Origin of the sequence: Bacillus cereus group sp. MG9 (assembly GCF_040459995.1) — a bacterium.
GTDB classification, from domain to species: Bacteria; Bacillota; Bacilli; order Bacillales; family Bacillaceae_G; genus Bacillus_A; species Bacillus_A mycoides.
Genome location: NZ_JARVHC010000002.1, coordinates 310,694 through 331,786, shown reverse-complemented (window position 1 = coordinate 331,786; position 21,093 = coordinate 310,694). Strand labels below are relative to the sequence as shown.

Genomic DNA, 21,093 nt, shown 5'->3' with positions numbered 1-21,093 from the left:
ATTGAATTTTTTCTCAATCATTTTTTAGTTGTTGTTACAACTATGAACAACACTTTCTTATCATATCTAAAAATTTATTGTTATTTCTTATGATCTTATTATTACATTTAAACATTAAACAAACTATCTACAAAAGCCTTTGTTTCTTGTTGTAGATATATATAAATACTTTACAACCTCCGTTACGGTTGCGTCATTTTCCCTGATAAGTAGAACAAATATTTTAACAATATGATACTTAGGCATATTAGCTAATAAACTTTATGAACTTATATTTTTTATTCAATCTAAAGAAATCTTTCAGCAAATATACAATTGTTATGATCGCCATTATCCCATTAACTGTAAGAGCTATTTCAACCGATAATTAACAATAAAGGAGTGGTAGCTAAGATACCTATCCAGCCAAAAGCATTTTCAACAAACCAAGGTAAAACTGGCAGGGCTGAAGAAAATATAAATAGATTCAAAACTAAAAGAAATAATTGTACGAGAGATAATCTTATATGTAGTTGTTTCATTTTGTTACACCTCTGATACCATACAAATTTAATAATGTCTTATTTTTTAATGGTGGTCATTTTTGTACAGTAAAGAATTCTCAAGGCCTCATAGCATGATTTCAATTGAGTAAAAATATCTATGTTTTATTCAGTCTCAAAGAATCGAATTGGAAGAAATAATAGGGAGTATACCTAAAAAAACTAAAACGGATCATAACATGGAAAATAAACTCAGTCCATGTCATAACCCATTCTTATACGTAGGCTAACTCTTTAAACCATCAATCATCATGTTATTACATTTTATGTCCCCATTGGTCAAAGTGATAATCTTTACCGTCGATTTTAAACCAACCGTCTACATAAAGTGACCCATCTTCTCTAGCACAATACCAAAGGTATCCGTATGCAAGAGGCCAAGGTCTATATCCACCACCAACGTTGAACCATCCTGTTTTAGCTGCCCCATTCTCATCGAAGTAATAATATTTATTATCGATAGTTTGCCAGCCTGTTTGTGCTACGCCGTTATTGTCAAAATGGTATATTTTACCATCTGTTTTTTCAAACCCTGCTCGGTTAACTGATCCGTCTTCATGAAAATAATATTTTTTTCCGTCAATGTTGTCATAAGCATTGAACGTATAATTGCGACCATTTGTGAAATAGTATCTTTTACCGTCTATCATTTTCCAACCGGTATAAAAAGATCCATCTTCTAAACTATAATATTCCACTATTTTCTCTCTTTTGTTGAGCCCCGTTTTAAAAATCGAACCGTCGTTATTAAATGTTAATATTTTGTTGTCAAGCGCAACATTAACAACACTGTCTATAACTTCTCCATTTAGATTAGAAACTCTCTCAAGCACACCTTTATCGGAAAAGTGAAGGATGGCATCTCGATCTTCTATACGCATTTCCTTTTTATTTATATCGTAATTTTGGAAATAATAAATTTTACCATCTATATCCTTCAAGCCTTCTTTAACGAATGCTCCAGAAGCATCGGAATAGTTCTCTCCTCTCCAGGTTGATCGTTGTAAAACACCATCATCATTAAAGTGGTAGTACTTATCCTCAATCAGTGAATCACTTCCACCTCCAGTAACCATGTAGCCATAAGGCAATGAGAAATAATAAGTCTTCCCCTTAATTTCTTGCCAACCTGTCATAAGAACTCCATCAGCATCTGCAAAGGAATACGCATTATCTCGATTTACCCAACTGTTCTTTATCACGTTTCCAGAGGAATCTTTTGCACGATATTTAGTAGGGTCCTTTTCATCAGTTATAATCTCTATTTTGTCATACTTCTGTCTCTCATTTTCTTTACCCGGATACCACTCTATTAACCAATTGTTAATTTCATTGTTGCTTTTATCAGAGAAACGAATTTCAGATTTGAAACTCCAATCAGTACCAAATTGAGAAATATATTGATTACCAGCCAAACTTACCCCATTTTTGTTATTCAAACGGAACCGAAATTTACCATCGTTAGAATTTCCTATCTGAACAAGTTCAAACACTTCATCATCGCCAAGCGAATCGGAATATTGAAGTCCGTTTCCTTCTTTTCCTGAAAGATATTTTGAACCTGTTTTTACGATTACTTTATTCGTTCCTTTTTTATAAGGGATAATTTGATAAGGTTTACCGTCATTTAGTGTAATGAATGGCAGTGCCATAGATGTCTTTAGGACGTTAGTACGCTCCGCCAATACATCAGATAATCGATCATAAAAATCCGCACGAGCTTTAGGATCATTATTAACATAGTTGTCAAGGACATCTTTAGATACTGGCTTTGAAGTCAATGTTATCAATCGTTTTTGCTCATCTGATAATTTATTTGCTATCTGATCAAATAGGTAATCTGAATTTCTAGCAATCACCGTCCAATCGCCAAAGGAGTCGCCGGAATATTTTTTGTAAAGTGGACCAAGAAATCTTGGGTTTTTACCAGATGCTTTTTCTACAAATGCATGTTGGCCTTGATTTATCACAACTCCGGTCTTTCCTTCGTTTAATTGTGCTTGTGTAATGTAAAGAAGATCGTGTTCTGAGATATTTGCTGCATTAGGGTTTAAATCTATAATTGCACCTGCATCAGTAATTTTAAGCTGCTGCCCAGATTTTAGTTGATGAGTTTCAATTCTTCCATTTGGATAGCGTACTTTAACTTGTTTAACAAAATTCAAATCACCTCGTGTATGATACATAGAAATATTAAATTCCCCAGATGTAAAACTAGGAGCCTGGTAAGTTTCGTTTTCTGCATATACATCAATGTGAGTGCCAGGGTCTCGATCCCCTGGACTTATTCCAAGTGCTTCATAAGTGTTTGCTACAGCACCTAATACAGTAATACCTATATCTACTACTGCACCTATCCCTGCGCTAGCCTTATTTTCTGCTACAGGAGCCATAGAAAAAAGAATACCTAGTGCTGCTGTTGCAGGGATTACCTTCTTTCCAATTCCTACAGGAAGGATCTTTTTTACCCTTTTTTTTGCTTGTCCATTCATAACGTCATTCCTCACTTTGTATTTGTTTTTTTCTATTTATCAATCCGAGTTTCATGCTCGGAAGTTCATTTTAATTTAAATACCTTTCAAATCTCTTTCATAAATGTTACAAAAGTCTTTCATAACCTTATTTCTTTTCTGATGTAACAGGAAGAGTAAACCAAAATTCACTTCCTTGTTTACCATCTGAACGATCTTGCACACCAATTTTACCTTTGTGCATTTCAATTAACGATTGTACAATGGCTAATCCAAATCCGGATCCCCCAGATTGTGAACTTCTTGATGGATCCGTTCTAAAAAAGCGATCAAATATGCGTAATTGATCACTATAAGTAATGCCTTCCCTTTCATCACGTAAAATGAATTGAACGTACTGCTTCTGCTTATTTTCCTCTACAATTAACTCGACTGTTCCACATACTGGAGAATATCGAATCGCATTATGCAACAAATTACTGATAACCCGTGCTATCTTACAAGGCATAATCCAGAGCTTAGGTAATGTATCAGAAACGCGTAATTGTAAATGGATCTGTTTTTCTTTTAATAAAATAGAATGTGAATCTAGTACTTCTAATAAAATACGATCCATATGTGTAAAACTTGGATAAAAATCTTCTTGTCCAAGTTCTAACTTAGAAAGATCGAATAAATCATTGATAAGTCCACTTAATCTTTGTATTTCCTTATAGATTGTCGTTAAGTACTGCGCTTTCATTTCGGGATTTTCAAAGATATCGTCTTGTAGTGCTTCTATCATTAATTGTATGTTAGCCATAGGTGTTCGTAAGTCATGTGAAATATTCGTAATAAGCTCTGCACGTGCTTTCTCTCCTTCTTCTAACTGAATAAACCCTTCCTCTAAATTTTTAGCCATTTGTTGAAAGGCGGTTGCTAATTCTTTAAACTCTTTTGGTCCATACCCAATTCTATACATCGTTCCAAATTGTCTATCACTATATTGTTTTGTTAATGCAATCAAATTTTGAAACGATTCTGTAATAGGGCGTGTTAATATCCAGTAAATTATCGTTGAAAACGCCATTGCTACGGTTACAATTCCTATAAATAACTGTGTTTGTTCCGGCCTAAGTAACATTTTCATTTCGCTATACCAGATAGCGATCAGTATAATGCCGGTGCTTAATAGATTCATCAATAACAATTGATTACGTAATTTCATATTGTATTTCCTCCAGTTGTCCCAAACTAATAATCTGTGTTTCTCTAACTCTTCATATTGATGATTCATTAACACAGTTACTGTCTTAATCTCCTCGTATTCAAGCACCCAAATTTGTTGAAGAATTTGAGAACGTAAAAATACATATTTTAAATGTTTTTTGTAATACAAGGCATCTCAAATATCCTTTGTTGTAAAATAAAACTAATATCAGTAAACACATCTTAGCTTAAATATCTTTCAACTTTCTTGCAAAAATATAACAAAATTCTTTCAAGAATATCACTAAAGACCAAAAGGCTTAATTGAAATTGCGAAACTCACTTCTCATTGTATTTCTTGTATGAAACTGTATCGTAAGATACTATGGCCAACTGATAATTTAATAGAACAAATGAGTAGTTAAATTAATAGTTTACAAAGATGTTAGCATAACAAGAAAATACTTTAATCCAGCATCTATTAAGCTACACCATACTTTAGACAAGGTATTTCTTGCGTTTTAGAAAGGAGAAAAATATGTCCTCAAAACGTGCAAGAGAATTATTGACACTAGATCAACGCTTAGAGTTTGTATCCATTTCAGAACAAATTAGTGAGTATGAATTAGGAAGTTATTACACCTTGTCTCCGCATGATATCGAAATTATTAAGCGTCATCGTAGAGATCATAATAAGTTAGGATTCGCCTTACAACTTTGTGTGCTTAGGTTTCCTGGTTGGACTTTATCAGATGTTCACCATATACCTGGTTGTGTTGTAAACTATATAGCTAAACAGCTACAAATTAATGCAAAAGAAATACGTACATATGCCGAACGTGAGCAAACTAAACATGAGCATCTCGAAGAGATCAGAAAAGAATACGGCTTTCAGAATTTTACTATTCGTGAATACCGTATCGTGTCTCAAGTTTTATTACGATATGCATTAGAAAATGGAAATGCTCTACATTTAATTCAAATAGCCATTGAAGAATTAAGAAAGAAAAAGATTATTTTACCGGCTATGACTACAATAGAGCGGATGGTATGGGAAGTTAGGCGACGTGCGGAAGAAAAGATATTTCGATTACTTAGTTCTTCTCTAACCATGGAACATATCGAAAAATTGAATCAGCTCTTACTTCCGATGGAAGACAGTCCCAAAACATATTTGGCATGGTTACGTGAAATACCAAGCTCTTATTCCCCTGATCCTTTTCTCAAAGTAGTTGAAAAACTTGAATATATTCGGAATTTACAATTAAAAATCGACACAGGGGACTTACATCCAAATAGATTACGACAATTATCTAAAATTGGTTCAAGGTATGAGCCCCACTCTTTTCGAAGATTTGATGATTCTAAAAAATATGCTATTTTAGTTGTTTATCTCCTTGAATTAATTCAGGATCTGACGGATCAAGCATTTGAGATACATGATCGTCAGATTATGTCTTTATTGTCCAAGGGGAGGAAAACTCAAGAAGAACGACAAAAACAAAACGGGAAATCAATTAATGAAAAAGTGGTTCACTTTGCTAATTTAGGAGAAGCTCTCATCAAAGCCCGGGATGAAGGAATGGATCCTTATGTAGTATTAGAAATGATAATGCCTTGGGAAAGGCTAGTTCAATCTGTAGAAGAAGCAAAACAATTAGCACGCCCTATTGATTATGACTATTTAGATTTATTAGAGAAAAAATTTTACACGTTAAGAAAGTATACTCCAACACTGTTAAAGTCATTTGAATTTCATTCTACTAAATCAACGGAACCGTTAATACGTGCAATACACACTATTAGAGAAATGAACGAAACAGGTAAACGGAAAGTACCAGAAGGTGCGCCGCTCGATTTCGTATCAAATAGGTGGCAAAAGCATGTATACGATGAGGATGGGACCATTAACAGACATTACTATGAAATGGCTGTTTTAACTGAACTTCGAAACTCTATTCGATCAGGAAATATATCTATTATTGGTAGTAGACAGCATAGGGATTTTGATGAGTATCTTATTTCAAAAGAAGAGTGGAACGAGATTCAGCCTGAAACATCCGAGTTAGCCGTTAGTTTATCTGCAAATGGATATCTAGAGGAACGAACAGATTCACTATTAACACGCTTAAAATGGGTGTCAAGTCATATAGGCGAATTGAGCGGAGTAAGCATAGAGAATGGTAGGCTGCATTTAAGCCGGTTAGAGAAAGACACACCTCAAGAAGCAAAAGAATTCAGCTCAGCTCTTTATGACCTACTTCCACGTGTGAAGCTTACTGACTTATTAATGGAAGTAGCACAGTGGACTGGTTTCCATGAACAGTTTGTTCATGCTTCAACCAATCGTGTGCCAAGCGAGGAAGAAACCACTATTCTTATGGCTGCACTTATGGCACTAGGAACAAACATAGGGATGACAAAGATGGCCGAGAAGGCTACGCCTAGCATTTCTTATAGGCAAATGGCAAATGCAACACAATGGAGATTATATGAAGACGCAATGAGTAAAGCGCAATCTGTACTTGTTAATTTCCATCATAAATTATCTCTCTCCTCTTATTGGGGAGATGGAACAACCGCTTCATCAGACGGAATGCGAGTACAAATTGGTGTTTCAGCACTCCATGCAGATGCTAATCCCCATTACGGCACTGGAAAAGGTGCTACAATTTATCGTTTTGTCAGCGATCAATTTTCAAGTTTTTATACAAAGGTTATTAATACAAATGCTAGAGATGCTGTACACGTCATTGATGGACTTCTTCACCATGAGACTGATTTGGCAATTGAAGAACATTATACAGATACTGCTGGTTATACTGACCAAGTTTTTGGTTTAGCTCATCTACTCGGTTTTCGTTTTGCACCACATTTACGAGATCTAGCTGACTCAAAGCTTTACACGATAGGAAAAGCTAGTGACTCTCCACAACTAGAAAAATTATTGCGTGGTCAAATTAATGCTAATGTTATTCAAAAAAATTACGATGATGTATTACGATTAGCCTATTCTATTCGAAAAGGCACTGTGTCGGCTTCTCTTATTATGGGGAAACTTGGTTCTTACGCTCGACAAAATAGTTTGGCTACAGCACTTCGTGAAATGGGAAGAATTGAAAAAACAATTTTCATCTTAGACTACATCTCAAGTGAAACATTAAGACGAAAAATTCATCGAGGATTAAATAAAGGCGAAGCTATGAATTCTTTGGCTAGATCTATTTTTTTTGGTAAGCGTGGAGAGCTACGTGAGCGTGCGCTACAGGATCAACTCCAAAGGGCAAGCGCATTAAATATTATTATTAATGCCATCAGTATATGGAATACGGTATATTTAACCAAGGTGATAGAATATAAGAAAAAGAAGGGTTTCATGCAAGAAGAATTGTTTCATCATATTTCACCGCTAGGGTGGGAACATATTAACTTTCTTGGGGAGTATAAATTTAAATTCAAACAATCAACTACTTTAGAATCATTAAGACCACTCCGGAAGTAAAGTATCAAAGCCGAAATTCCTTAACGTGGGAAAATCGGCTTTTTGTTTTCCAAAAAATGTCTTAGCGTGGGTTTTATGTCATTTGGTTGGTGGGACCCCTATTAAACCAACTACTCCATAATATGCATAGCACGGTGAATTATAAAAGGGAGTGCCTACTCAAATTATCAAATGTCTTTAATAATTTATTTATAAAGGCTAGGATTTAGAAATATTTAATTGTTTCAAGGGTAATTATTGATTTAGCCAACAATCAGTAGATAGTAAAAAATCGCAATTTTAAAATTAGCTATATATTATGCACTTGAAATTACGAATTCAACCAACATCACGTTAAACGCTCTTCTTTCCTTTTATATAGAAACAAAAAAACCGCCATACTTATCGTATTACCATCACAAGTAAAATCTATTACAAAAGAATCTGAGAGTCCATTTTTTTCAAATTCACAATTACACTTTTGATTTTTTGTAAATAAAAGGAAAAATAATCCATATTTACAGATTCTTTTTTATTAATTACTTTAACTTATTGTGATCTGTATTGAGCTGTTAACTGTTCTTCAGCCATTCGAACTAAGCGTTTTGTAATTTCTCCACCGACAGAGCCATTTGCACGCGTGATGTATCAGGTCCCAGTGTAACTCCTAATTTACTAGCTGTCACTAAACTTAACTACTCAATTACATTTGATTAAATGTAATTTTTTTATCAATAAACCAGCATTCGTATTATTTTTCATACGAATAAAACCCTTGTTAATCATGTAAAAAACACATAATTAAACAAGGGTTTTATATTGAAATTTTACATCAACATATCTGCAAAGGAAGTCCCCACATTATTCTTTCGTTTCATATGCTTCTCTAAATAGATTTTTGTTGTTTGGATATTTTCATGCCCAAGTGTTTGCATTAAATGATATAGATCCGCATTTCCTTGTTCAACTGCCATGATTGCAAAAGCATGACGGAATGTATGCGCCGTTACTGGGTTCTCACGATACTGAAGAAACTCTAAGTCTGTCTTTTTTATCATATCTGTTACCTGACTCGATAACGTTTTTGAATTATAAAAGTTCCCCCTTTGATTTACAAATAAAGGACTTTCATCTCCTTGATCCAATACAGTTTGGAACCCTCTTCTTCGTCTCATTTCACAAATGCACTGATACAAATGTTCCGAAATGAAAAGTTCACGTACTTTATCCCCTTTGCCCGTTACTTTTAACCAGTGCTTTCCGTCATAGTGTAAATCTTTGACTCTTGTTGTACACAATTCTTGAATTCTTGCACCGGTACTTGCCAGGGCTAATAAAATTGTATAGTTTACTAAATGCCCTCTTTCTTTATAAAACCCTAAGATTTTCATAACTTCATCATACGATAGATCCCGATTTGGTCGATCCCGTTCATTTACATTTGCCCGCTGCAGTTCTTCATGAAGAGGTTTTTGTATATAAGCAAATACGTGAAGGTGTTTTAAGAAAGAACGAATTAATACTGTTTTTTTGGCAAGTGTTGCGACTGCATATGTATCCCCATTCCTACCGTTCTCTATCTGCTTCAACCAAGAATTATATTTACGAATATGCCAAGGTTGTAATGTTTTTAATAAAGAGGCATTTTGCTGTACCTCTTCCCCATTCAATTCGAACTCTACTGCATGCTGCACCATGCACTGACAAAATGATAAGATTTCAGATACATAACTCTTTTTCGTATCCTCTTTTCTATTCTTCTTCTCATCCATATCTTTTTGTAAATGTACGAAATGATAAATGACTTCCAGGTCACTTAAATACGTATATTTACTCTTTCCCTCTTTTTCTGCAACCTCCATCTTCTCTTCTACCTTATCTACATAACGATTGTTATGCAGGAAAGGAACGATATCACTTATATTCTCTAAATATGTATCTATATATTCACTTTGATTATTTATAATAGGTAAGTTTTCATTTCCACTTTTATTATCCATATTTCAAATTCACCTCTCCTATTGAAGATTATGAATACAATTCTCTTTATTAACTATACTTATCATTTTATTTCACTTCTATCAATTATACAAATGATAACTCACATTCTTTCTATAAGAATGCACCATTCTTCTCTATTTATCTATATTTATATTTTTTTATAATTTATTAGTAAATATATAATCATTCATTATAAATAAGAACACTTTTAAAACGAACCTGTTATTAACTTTTTGTAAGATCATAATAAAAAGTTAAATATAATCTTGACTATCTATAATTCACATTAAAATATTTAGTTTTTCACAAAATTCATTTCTAGTTTTAATTACAAATAAAATTCTGATATGATATATACATAGTTTATAAATTAGTAAACAATAGTTAAGGAGGTATCCTTTCATGACACAAGATTTATTTTTTATTACAAAACCTACTGTAACGACAAAAGAGGCAGCAGACTTATTAGGAGTAACCGTACAGACAATATTAAAGAAAGAAAAAGATGGATTAATAGAATGTGTATATAAAAATAACTGGAAACAATTTGGTAGTAAGATTTTCTATTTAGAGGATATTGAACGCTTAAAAAATAAAGAAGAAGTTAAAGGCCTTAGCACAAAAGAAGCGGCTGAAATTCTTAATGTAGCACCATCTACTATCTTTACATACATCAAATCCGGAAAATTACCTGCGACAATGGTAGAAAAACGAGGAAAGCAAGTATATCTTATCGATGAAGAAGAGCTAGAGATTTTTATGCTTGATTATGAAAAAGCTAAAACAAAGGAGCGAAAAACATTCATCACTAAGATTCAAGATGAAGATATATATCTATATCAATTATTAAGACATCTACATACCGGAAAAACAGCTAGGGTAATAGAGATCAATGGAGCAGATGGAAAAATTCTTACAGAGGATGAAGAAATTTTCCCACTATCAACTTATAAGGAACATGATTATTCCTTTGAACCTCTTCAGAAACAAGCGGTAATTACAAAACGTGGGTATTTATCTTTTTCATTTAAAAAGCCTCAATTATTTAATTCCATTACTTATAATCTAGTTAACTTATTTTATAAAGAACTTGGTGTCACTAATATGCGATTGACTATTACATTAGATACTATCAAATTAGAAATTAAACCTTTCGTATTACAAGTAGAGCCATTGCAATTTCAAGAAGAGATTAAATACTTACATTCTCATATGATATCCGGCACGATACTTCCACATGTAGAAGGGATTTACTTTAAAAGTAATGTAGAGCCATTAACTTTTCATGCTGATCATGAATTTAAACAAAAAATAGTTCAAATGGCCGAGGATGCTGGTATGGGACAGGAAGAATTCTTATTGCAAGCTGTAAAGTCTTATATAGCAAATTTAGAGTAGCAATAAATTTGTTATCAAATAAAAAAAGCGTAGAAATAAAACCTATCTATGCTTTTTTATTTTCTTAACTTCATCGTATTTCTTATATAATTACTTATACACACTATAAAAATGGAATTTCAACTTACTTTATTCACAAAAATACACCTTACAATAGATTAGCCCTTTATTTTGAACAGATTCTTTTATTTAGTATAATTTTAATAAATCTCTTGCTTATTCGAATAAGCAAGCAAAAAAGAGCAAGATGAAATTATCAGAATGTACAAAACACAAATGTAGGTTTGAAATTTGTTAATACAAACCTTGAAACAATTGATCCTACAGCCATTCCTATATATCTAATAAAGTTAAACATTCCCTTTACGCTTCCTCTACTATGTTCACTTTCATTTGCAATTATAATAGGAAATAAAAGAATGAAGATTCCTAATGATAGTTCTTGAAAAATTAAAGCTACTTTAACTCAATTCTTTTCACAGAAAAAAGAGAGAATCGCTTCCCTCTTTACTTCCATTAAAAGACTTATAAATACTAGTTTACTTTTCTATAATCTACGCGTAACTTAGCGTTTCCACTTAACTCTAAATATTCTACTTTTACTTTATGATCCCCAGCTGTAATAGGGACTGTCACTGATCTTACGTCGTTCCCTCCTATTGATCCCCAGGAATCAATAATTTTTTTTTCATCTACGTATACACGGACTCCATCATCTGCCATTGCTTCAAAATAATAATTTCCTTGTTCAAATGTCTCTGTTTTTGTAAATCTTGCAGAGAAATTATCTACCTGTATTGCACCTGGTGATTTGGACCCCCAATCAAAGTTCAATTTATCAATTCTTGCTTTAGAGTTTTCTCCTCCACTCACTATTGCAGTACCACTTAATTCAGTATTATTATAATATTCTGCTGTCCAAGTAGGGTGTTCCACAGATTCTTTGTATGGTTCAATATTAAACTCTAGATTACTCTCACCGCCTTCTTCTAAATACTGTACTTCTATAAGATGTACATCCTTCTCATTTTTCTTCCCAAATAATCCATTTGCTGCATTATCTTGAATGGTAATTTTTCTAGCATCTTCAACGAATCCGCCAGCTGCATAAAAACGATCGATAACAAGTTTACCATCAACAAATACACGAATACCGTCGTCAGCTTTCCCTCGAATTATATAATCCCCTGCGGGTAAGCGCTTTACTGTTGTATATTTTGCAGAGAAATTATCAGGGTTAATACCCCAAATTGGAAATCCAGTTCCATTATCTTCAATAAGGCTTTTTTCTAGGCCTTGTGGAGCAATTATTTTCGACTTATAAGGTGCCCCTACTAGATCCTTATTATTATAATAATAGGCCAACCAAGAATCAAAGGGTACAACGTGGGAAAAGATTGCTGCAATTCCCTTATTCTCTTGGAATGCTGTAGTAATATAATGGTGCCCTTTGTTTAAGTTTGTAACTAATGCACGTTGAATAACCCCAGTGGAACTATCACTCCATCCATCGATAATTAAGTTCCCATCAAAATTAACTCTTACATAATCATCTGCAAGGGCTTGGAAAAAATAGTCTCCAGCCCGTAATGTCTGCGATTGATCATATTTAGCCATAAAATCATCATTTCTAACACCAAACGGACTACCATTAAGATAATTATATTCCAGTTCCTTTTTTACCTCTTGATAAATAGAATTTGTAAGCCAACCAGTTGGGAATGGATTAATAATTTGATAATTCGAAATATATTTAGAATATTGATCATAGTTTATATGTACATCTACTGGAGTCGTACGCCAGGTATCATGAACAATTAGTTCTTTAAATTCTTCATTCAGTTCAGGAATAAAGACTTTTTGATATCCTACACCAGTCATCATATGATTTTTATAAAGTGGGTCAGATTGTGTAGAGACTAAGAGTGGTCTTCCCATATCAATCTCGCCTACAAATCTATCGTATGACGGACTATTATCCTGGTAAGCCTGTGGGAAATATCCAAGATTAGAAAAATATTTCCACACTGCTGGAGCAACTTTAGATGTGTATGTATACCCTTTATCATCTGTTTCTAATTCAATTGCTAAATTACTTATCAATTGATCAACACTTACATTATCTGCTACTAAATTATGATATCCATGCTTATCCCAATAAGCAACTAAATTTGCTAGCGCTGTAGGTGTACATCCTTTATACCAATTATAATCTGGTACACCTTCTATTTTTTTGAATTCTTCATTATCGGATGCAGGTGCAGATTTCATAAAGGTCTTATTTTTTTTGTTGGAATCATTTTTATTATTATGCTGTAACTCTTTTTCTTCCCCATTTTTTTTAGCTTCTTTAATACTCAGAGTTTGATCCCCTGAAATACTTGTAACATTCTCTTTTTCTTTCTTTAAATATTGAATAGGTCCTGTATATATTGCTTTTCCCTCTTCTACCCCTTTATACGGATTAGTACCTTCCCTTGTAGACTCTATAATTGGAGTACCATTTTTATCGCTGTTAACAATAATGTATCCAAAATCTTTATTATCTTTTTTTACTTGAAATACATACCCTTTAACTTTTCCCTCTAAATCATATAAAGTTTTACTTTCACTAAAATTAGCCTCTTTCCATTCTGGATAAGATTTTTTACTTATACCTTTTAAATAAAACTCTGCTTTGCTTTGTGCATCTTCTTTTGTCACAATTTCTACTGTTTCTTCTGCTCTTGAATTAATTGGATCACTTAAGAAAAATCCTAATAAAAGCGCGCTAACAGAAACAAATAAACGCTTCTTATTCATACATGTTCCTCTTCCCTGAATTCTATTATTTTACATTAATATCCTGAATATACCATAATTATTTTATTAAATAAATAGATATTGAGAATAATAGTCAGATATTTTATTAAAATAAATATATTGAAAATATTATAAACTTAAAATATAATACAATTTGTGGTAAATACTTAGATTAATAGGGGTGGAGTCATGAAGAAAAGTATTGCAGTTTTAGGATTATCATGTGTTTTCTTTTCTAGTTTTACTTTAACGCCAGTTTCAGCAGCAACTGAATCTTCAATCAAAGGTTCAGCAGAAAAACAATTGCAAGATATAGAAAATTACGAATTATCTCCCGAGTTAAAACTTCAAGCGGAGAAATTAGCTGATGAAATTGCTCAAGATACCTTAAGACAAGAGAAAGAATTAGGGCTTCGATTAAAATTACAACCATATAACTTTAGTCCAGGAGGTGATGGAGTTAAGCCAACTTATCCGGATCTTACCAGTGATTTTACTAGTTTAATGAAGGCCAATAAGAATCGTATGAAAGTTGTAAAAGCATCAGCTGACGAAATTGCAAAAAAGAGTAATAACCCTCTTGAAGGTGCTGCTGCATCAAGAGCCTTTAGATATACTGTTTTTGTAAAATTAGTAAAATCAGGAGGTCCATGGGACTATAAATTAAAGTATGGATATGGGAATCAATATACTTTTGATAACAGAACATTGACTGGAGAAGACATCGGGAATTTCCACTTTGGATATGTAGGTAAAGCAATTGGTTTTACAGATTTTGAGCTTAAAGGTGGAGCTGGCGCTTATCAAATAAAAGAATGGACCTGGGAATGGGAATACTATAAAACATTTTTCGATGATCCTAGAGACCAAGAAATGATTCAACTAGGTATAGATTATTATAACAAAGGATATTAATTTGAAGATAATAGAACTAAATAAGGACAAGTTCTTTTAACTTGTTCTTGTTGGCTTAAATATAAAATTATTTCCTAATTTTATTAAAAATGAATAATGTATAAGAAAAAAGAAAGGGCATATAAAATATGAATATGATGGTCAAAAATTCACTTTTAATAAAAATTGTATTGAGTAGTGGGTTTTCTCTTATACTTTTTCAGTTTTTGAAATGGTATTTAGTCGATCTAATCACACCATTCTTAATGCCAATTTTATGGATTTTAGTGCACGGATGTTTTTTTATAATTTTAATTTTTACAGCTATACATCTAATTAAACATAAAAACTGGAAACCGTTTTTAATACAACTGTGCATACTAATAATTTGTCTACTCACACCATTTACATTAATTTATATAAAGCTAGATTTTCTTATTTATAAAGATGAAAGAGAAGAAATTGTAAAACTTATACAAGATAAACAGTTAACTCCTAATGTGTCCTATGACAATAACCAAATTCACTTACCCTCAAAATTCACAGCCACTTCAAAAGGTGGAGGAGATATACATGTCCACTACGGGAAGAAAGATATTTCTGTTTTCTTCTATACTTATCGTGGTTTAACAGACAACTTTTCTGGATTTATTTACTCGACCAATGATATTAAACCAAACGAAACCGATTTTAATAGCATATTTAAAGATAGAAAAAAACTAGAAAAAAACTGGTACTATGTTACCTCTTACTAAAAACACTATTATTTTTTCCTGACTTTTTCAATAGTTTACATATAAATATACTTAATATGTTGTTGTCTAATTCTACATTAAAAATAAAGAAGAAATTAAAGCCTTTTCGACAAAAGAATAGCTGAAATTCTTAATGTAGCACCACCTTCTATGATTACATACATCAAATCTAGAAAGCTACATGCAACAATGGTAGAAAAACTAGGAAAAGAGTATATCTTATCAATGAAGGAGAATTAGAGATTTTTATAATTGATTATGAAAAAACTACATCAAAAGAGCGAAAAACATTCATTACTAAGATTCAAGAAGAAGAGATATATTTATATCAATTATTAACACATCAACATACCAGAAAAACAGCTAGGGTAATAGAGATCAATGGAGCAGACGGCAAGATTCTTACAGAAGACGAAGAAATTTTTCCTCTATCCACTTATAAGGAACGTGATTACTCCTTTGAGTCTTTCCAGAAACAAGCGGTAATTACGAAACGTGGGTATTTATCTTTTTCATTTAAAAAACCTCAGCTATTTCATTCCATCACATATAATCTAATAAATTTATTTTATAAAGAGCTAGGTGTCACAAATATGCGATTGAGTATTTCATCTGATACTATCAAATTAGAAATTAAACCTTTCGTATTACAAGTTGATCCATTGCAGTTTCAAGAGGAGATTAAATACTTACATTCTCATATGAAATCCGGCACAATACTTCCACATGTAGAAGGTATTTACTTTAAAAGTAATGTAGAGTCATTAACTTTTCATGCAGATCATGAATTCAAGCAAAAAATAGTGCAAATGGCAGCGGATGCAGATATGGGACAGGAAGAATTCTTATTACAAGCTGTAAAATCTTATATAAGAGATTTAGAACAACGATAAATATTTATTAAGAAGAAAAAGCGTAGGAATTGAACCTTTCTACGCTTTTTAAAATATTCAATTCAAATACTCATTTCCAAGAAATCACCACATGCTCTATCAACTTAATAGGAATGTATATTATTCTAAACAAAGACAATCTTTGCAGAAAAACCATATATACTATATGAGCGTATATAGTAGACATACTTAAAGGAGAGCAGAACATGATAAAACATATACTCAGTTTCATACTTGGAACATTTGTTATGATAATTGGTTCCTTTTGGGTTATTCCCTACACCCTCGAAGCAATTGACAGTAATGTAAGCTATATTACTCGTGACAAAAAGTATTTTAGTAAGCTATATGAGTATGATATTAACCTGTGGATGATAGCAATCCTTATATTTTGCATTTTTTCTACTATTTCTGTTCTTATATTAAAGTTACCTAATTATAATAGGAAAAAAAGCACTCATATAAAAAAATATAGTCAAACAAATCAGCGAAAAAAAGCAAAGAGAAGGCGTCGTAAATAATTGTTTTCTTATGTTAGGGTTTTTACTTCCCAAAATATCTTAGCGTATAATATCCGCGTTTTGACGTTGGTACCCCTTGATGGGACCACTATACTTAATTAAAAACTCATCAATTACTTTAATTTCGCATTCTTCATTTATAGTATCCATTTTCCTAGTGGAAATTTTCCGAATGTGTAAGTTTGAAAACATCACGCTCTGGAATGTGTTTGTATAGCATGTTTTCTTCTTTGACAAGAATATCATAAGAATGATAGTCGTGTTCAATCGAGCCGCCAAAATCTCTAATGTCAATTGTTCCAATGAGCATCTTATTTCCGAATTTAAATGATACTTTTTCACCTAATTGGAACTTCATTGGTGGAAAATCTCTATCTTTTTTCCAATACATGTGTTTCACTCCTATCATTTTTTATAAGCCAAGATACCAACATCAGATAAGCTGGTAGGATCCCGTAAAGAAATATTAAGGTTGTTTAATTTCGATAAGCGAATCGTTAAACATCATTCAGCGATACTATTCCATATTATATTTAATATGTTTTTTCAGTTCACTAGGAGCTTCTTTTTGTTCTAGGGCACTATAAAATGTTAGGTTGATGGGCATATGGCGGTAACCCTGCTATGTTAAAAATAAAAATAGATACTACTCTTATTCTATCTTTACAGTTTCTTTCAATAAGTATTTAAAAGCTGTATCAAAATATTCCTTTTTCCCCCAAGTATCTGAATTCCCAATTACTACAAAATATTTCTTTGCTCTGCTTGCTGCAACATTTAATAGATTTGGAGTACTGGATGCCCAATCTAATGGCCCTGTTCTCTGATTATCTACTCCCAAAACTAAAATAACTAATGGAGCTTCTTTTCCTTGGAAAGTATGAACAGTTCCGATCTTTATTTTTTCGTTTTTTACTGCATTTTTCTTTAATTGTTTTAACTTTTGAACAACACTTACAAAAGGTGAAATAATGTAGCAATCTTCCCCTGGATTATCGTGCGTAAACTTATTGGCAATCTCAATTGCCTTTTTTCCTTGATCAGGAATAAAGTGATTTCCTGAGCCAGTAGTTCTTCCTCCTATATTCAACCATTGACTCATGTACATTGGATCCTGTGCCATATCTTTGGTCTTAGTCGCATGTAACATTTTGTCTTGATATGTTGTTTTATTACATATCTCAAACATAGGGCTCTCACAACGTCTATGAACACGAAGCGGTGACCCCAACCACTTTGTGTTATTTTTGGAATCACTCATTGTTCCGCCAAATTTGTTATTAAGATCAGCAAATTCTTGTACACTTACTTCACTTCTAGTTAAATGATAGAAAAATGAGCTTTCACTCGTAATTCCAGCACTTTCATTTGCTATTAATTTGAGCTGATCATCACTCAACGTTACAACCGGAGGTATTTGTAATGGATCACCTACCACCACAACATTTCTAGAACGCCAAATGGCTCCAATTGCAGATTGTGGTGTAGCTTGACCTGCCTCATCAATAAACAGCCAACCAATATCTTCCGTTTTCAAATCCCTTAAAAATCTTGAAACAGAAGCAAATGTTGAAGAAATTATAGGTGTAAGTAGGAATATGGTATCAAACATCGCTTGGATGAAGTCTTCCCTTTGCTTTTCATTAATTTGAGAATCAAGATTTACTTTTTCTTTCCCTCCTAAAAAATAGGCCTTTGCTAAAGTTAAATTTTTTTCTATTTTATCCTGGTTTTTAATTAAGAAAGTACAATATTCATCCATCATTGTTTTGAATAGCTTACTCCGAACACAATTAATACGATCTCCTTCATCATCACCATCAATATTAACAAATTGTTTTTTTGATGATTGCCATTTTTCGTTATCAATATCATCAAAGTCATCGATTACTTGTGCGGTTTTAATCATACTTGATATCTGTTTTTCTAAACTATCAAAAGAATAATCAGCATTTTCATGTACATTACACAGATCATTAAGCTCATCTGAAATATTTTGAAAATATTCTTTTATATTTGCTGATTTCCCCATTGCGGCTGATATTTTACCCCAGCAGTTTTCATCCTTGCTAAATCCTAAAAACTTGTAATTGTTTTTCAATAATTCCTCATCTTTAGGCAAATCCATACTTATATTTTCAACAGCAGCATTATTATTTGATGTTACTAAAATACGATATTCTTTAAGTTTTGAATGAAAAGAATAATAATAATCCTCTTGTCCCTCAGAAAATTGTATTTTTGTAAATAAATCCTGTGTTTCCTTTAAAAACTTTACTTTTTCAAAAATAATATTTGCAAATACATCTTTTAACAGTGTAGTTTTACCAGTACCGGGAGGACCGTTTACAGAAAAAATAAAACCCTCTTTTTCCTTTGAATTTGCAATAATAAGATTTAAAGCTACCTGCTGCATTAAACCTAGCGGAAAACCTGAAGGCCATCTCGTAATTGGGATATTTCGTAAAATTCTTTTTATTTCGCTAATACTCTCATTATTAAAAAAGTCTACTCTTTCTCCTGAGTTTTTTAATGTTTCCCAGTTATCTAAGGCTAAATATGTTTTTAATGCTTTACCTATCTTTTCATATTTAATGTTATATTTTACTTTCTCCAAATCTTCAATATAGAAACTATTTACTCCAACATATTCTTTGTATGTAAGTCGAATATTTTTCTCATAATCCTTATCACTAGAAAATCGAAAAACTCCTTCTTTATCGAAGTGGCTATGTTTTATGTATGATTTCAATGTGCTTTGAATGTTCCGAGAAAGTTCTAGCCAATTTTTATATCTAACATGTATAAACTTTATACTCTTAGCCAATTCTACGTGTTCTTCAGACTCAGTAAATTCTAAATCATTACTAATTTTACTATAATTTTCACTTTCAATTACTGACGTTATTGTACTTATTAAATCCATCTCTAAATCTTTTAAACTTTTTCCAGGGCGAAGAAAATACTTAATTATAGGACTAACTACCACACTGGATTCTAATGTTGTATCCTTTATTGGCTTTAGCATATGATCTAATTGAATATGAATAAGAAAACTATTAGGGAATCCTTGAAAATCAGTAAAACTAATTTTCTTGTCAAATTCATTAGAAAAGTATCTTAGCACTTCTTCTTTTGCAACAGGTAAATAGAATAAAGATGCTTTTGCATCCATTAAATACTTACCTTTTGCACTTTCTCCCTTTTTTTGTAGAAACATTTGCATATAATTTTGAGGTGAACCATTGGGCCTTATAAAATCAAAGTAATCAACATTAGGTTCTTTATGAAAATAATTTTTAAAACTAAAAAGGCTTAATGATTCTTTATCACAATTCATAAAATTAAAATGTTCTAGTTCAATAAAATAATTCATTACTTTTGAGGCTAATTCTTTATGATCGTTATTCTTAATTTCTTTCTTTTTACTATTAAAAATTAAAGAAAATACTTTCTTTAAACCACTCATTATTAATCTCCTTTGATAAAATAAGATATTATCTAAATTATACCAAATATCCCATTGAAATATAGTCTGATTAAATCAAATAATTTCCAATAAGAAGTTAACTTTATATTTATCATGATTTCTTGGGTTGATAGTGATGGGGTAATACCTCTATTTTGTGGATTTAAAATAAAGATTAACTGTTTATAAAAATGTTACAATGCTTTTTCGTACAGAGATAATAAAGTCGTTTAAAAAAAGTCAGTCATGCTATTCAACAATCGGGCCATTTTCTTGAGTAACACTTTAATGAAAATAATTATGGAGCAAAAAAATTGTGAAGATTTCCCCTTAAACTAAAGGGTTGTAAAGAGGGAAATCTAAATGGTTGAAAATGCTCAAACAAACAGTAATTCGGTAATTTCTTTAAACCTTGGTATTATTTAGATCCTAATACCATTTATCGGTTTTTTTGGTGGTTTAGGAGTTGTAGTTGCTAGAAAAGCGACAAAAGAAATTGTAGAAAAAAACCAAAGTGGTAGTGGATTAGCTACTTCCGGTTTAATTTGTAGTGTGGTGGGAATTATCATTCAAATCTTTTTAGTACTCAGTATTCTCGTTTTCTATTCTTTAAGAATTGTAGGATATCTTATTAAACTAAAGGGCCAGTCCTGCCATGGTTTGAGCGTTCAAAGCGTC

Annotated in this window: 12 protein-coding genes and 2 pseudogenes; 6 read left to right on the top strand and 8 right to left on the bottom strand. The window is 32.1% G+C overall.

The genetic code is table 11. The features are described 5' to 3' along the window. Positions 1 to 356: 356 nt before the first annotated feature. The 3 genes from QCI77_RS29310 to QCI77_RS29300 all read right to left on the bottom strand — a co-directional run bounded on the left by QCI77_RS29310 (position 357) and on the right by QCI77_RS29300 (position 4,220). On the bottom strand, positions 357 to 521 hold the full coding sequence (locus QCI77_RS29310) for a hypothetical protein (protein WP_193653222.1): 165 nt from the start codon (positions 519 to 521) through the stop codon (positions 357 to 359). 278 nt (positions 522 to 799) lie between these two features. After that, positions 800 to 3,034: an N-acetylmuramoyl-L-alanine amidase family protein gene (locus QCI77_RS29305; RefSeq protein ID WP_353825984.1), complete on the bottom strand. Its 2,235-nt coding sequence runs from the start codon at positions 3,032 to 3,034 to the stop codon at positions 800 to 802. A 127-nt stretch (positions 3,035 to 3,161) separates the two neighbouring features. Further along, positions 3,162 to 4,220, bottom strand: a complete 1,059-nt coding sequence (locus QCI77_RS29300) for a sensor histidine kinase (protein ID WP_353825983.1) — start codon at positions 4,218 to 4,220, stop codon at positions 3,162 to 3,164. Between the two features lie 519 nt (positions 4,221 to 4,739). On the opposite strand from QCI77_RS29300, the gene QCI77_RS29295 reads away from it, so the two are divergent. Further along, positions 4,740 to 7,703 (top strand): Tn3 family transposase, encoded by a 2,964-nt coding sequence (locus QCI77_RS29295; protein ID WP_353825982.1) that lies wholly within the window; start codon positions 4,740 to 4,742, stop codon positions 7,701 to 7,703. Positions 7,704 to 8,231: 528 nt separating this feature from the next. Here the strand turns inward: QCI77_RS29295 and QCI77_RS29290 are convergent. Together QCI77_RS29290 and QCI77_RS29285 are read right to left on the bottom strand one after the other, a co-directional pair. Further along, positions 8,232 to 8,362, bottom strand: a pseudogene (locus QCI77_RS29290) (alpha/beta-type small acid-soluble spore protein); the annotation flags it as partial. A gap of 147 nt (positions 8,363 to 8,509) precedes the next feature. Continuing rightward, positions 8,510 to 9,682 (bottom strand): tyrosine-type recombinase/integrase, encoded by a 1,173-nt coding sequence (locus QCI77_RS29285; protein ID WP_353825981.1) that lies wholly within the window; start codon positions 9,680 to 9,682, stop codon positions 8,510 to 8,512. A gap of 403 nt (positions 9,683 to 10,085) precedes the next feature. On the opposite strand from QCI77_RS29285, the gene QCI77_RS29280 reads away from it, so the two are divergent. Beyond that, a complete protein-coding gene (locus tag QCI77_RS29280) occupies positions 10,086 to 11,081 on the top strand; it encodes a helix-turn-helix domain-containing protein (RefSeq protein WP_353825980.1) in 996 nt (331 codons plus the stop codon). A gap of 534 nt (positions 11,082 to 11,615) precedes the next feature. Here the strand turns inward: QCI77_RS29280 and QCI77_RS29275 are convergent. Further along, the gene (locus QCI77_RS29275) at positions 11,616 to 13,883 is read right to left on the bottom strand and encodes a PA14 domain-containing protein (protein WP_353825979.1); all 2,268 of its coding nucleotides are present in this window, start codon (positions 13,881 to 13,883) and stop codon (positions 11,616 to 11,618) included. A gap of 189 nt (positions 13,884 to 14,072) precedes the next feature. Here QCI77_RS29275 and QCI77_RS29270 point away from each other — a divergent pair, with 189 nt between their 5' ends. From QCI77_RS29270 to QCI77_RS29255, 4 genes and pseudogenes are all read left to right on the top strand, one after another. Further along, entirely contained in the window at positions 14,073 to 14,798 is a 726-nt protein-coding gene (locus QCI77_RS29270) for a polymorphic toxin type 44 domain-containing protein (protein WP_353825978.1), read from the top strand. A 137-nt stretch (positions 14,799 to 14,935) separates the two neighbouring features. Beyond that, positions 14,936 to 15,532: a hypothetical protein gene (locus QCI77_RS29265; RefSeq protein ID WP_353826046.1), complete on the top strand. Its 597-nt coding sequence runs from the start codon at positions 14,936 to 14,938 to the stop codon at positions 15,530 to 15,532. Positions 15,533 to 15,608: 76 nt separating this feature from the next. Next, positions 15,609 to 16,425, top strand: a pseudogene (locus QCI77_RS29260) (helix-turn-helix domain-containing protein); the annotation flags it as partial. Positions 16,426 to 16,631: 206 nt separating this feature from the next. Beyond that, positions 16,632 to 16,946: a hypothetical protein gene (locus tag QCI77_RS29255; protein ID WP_353825977.1), complete on the top strand. Its 315-nt coding sequence runs from the start codon at positions 16,632 to 16,634 to the stop codon at positions 16,944 to 16,946. 154 nt (positions 16,947 to 17,100) lie between these two features. Here QCI77_RS29255 and QCI77_RS29250 read toward each other — a convergent pair whose 3' ends face one another. After that, a complete protein-coding gene (locus QCI77_RS29250; protein WP_353825976.1) occupies positions 17,101 to 17,337 on the bottom strand; it encodes a hypothetical protein in 237 nt (78 codons plus the stop codon). Positions 17,338 to 17,598: 261 nt separating this feature from the next. Beyond that, a complete protein-coding gene (locus QCI77_RS29245; protein ID WP_353825975.1) occupies positions 17,599 to 20,415 on the bottom strand; it encodes an AAA domain-containing protein in 2,817 nt (938 codons plus the stop codon). Positions 20,416 to 21,093: the final 678 nt, after the last annotated feature.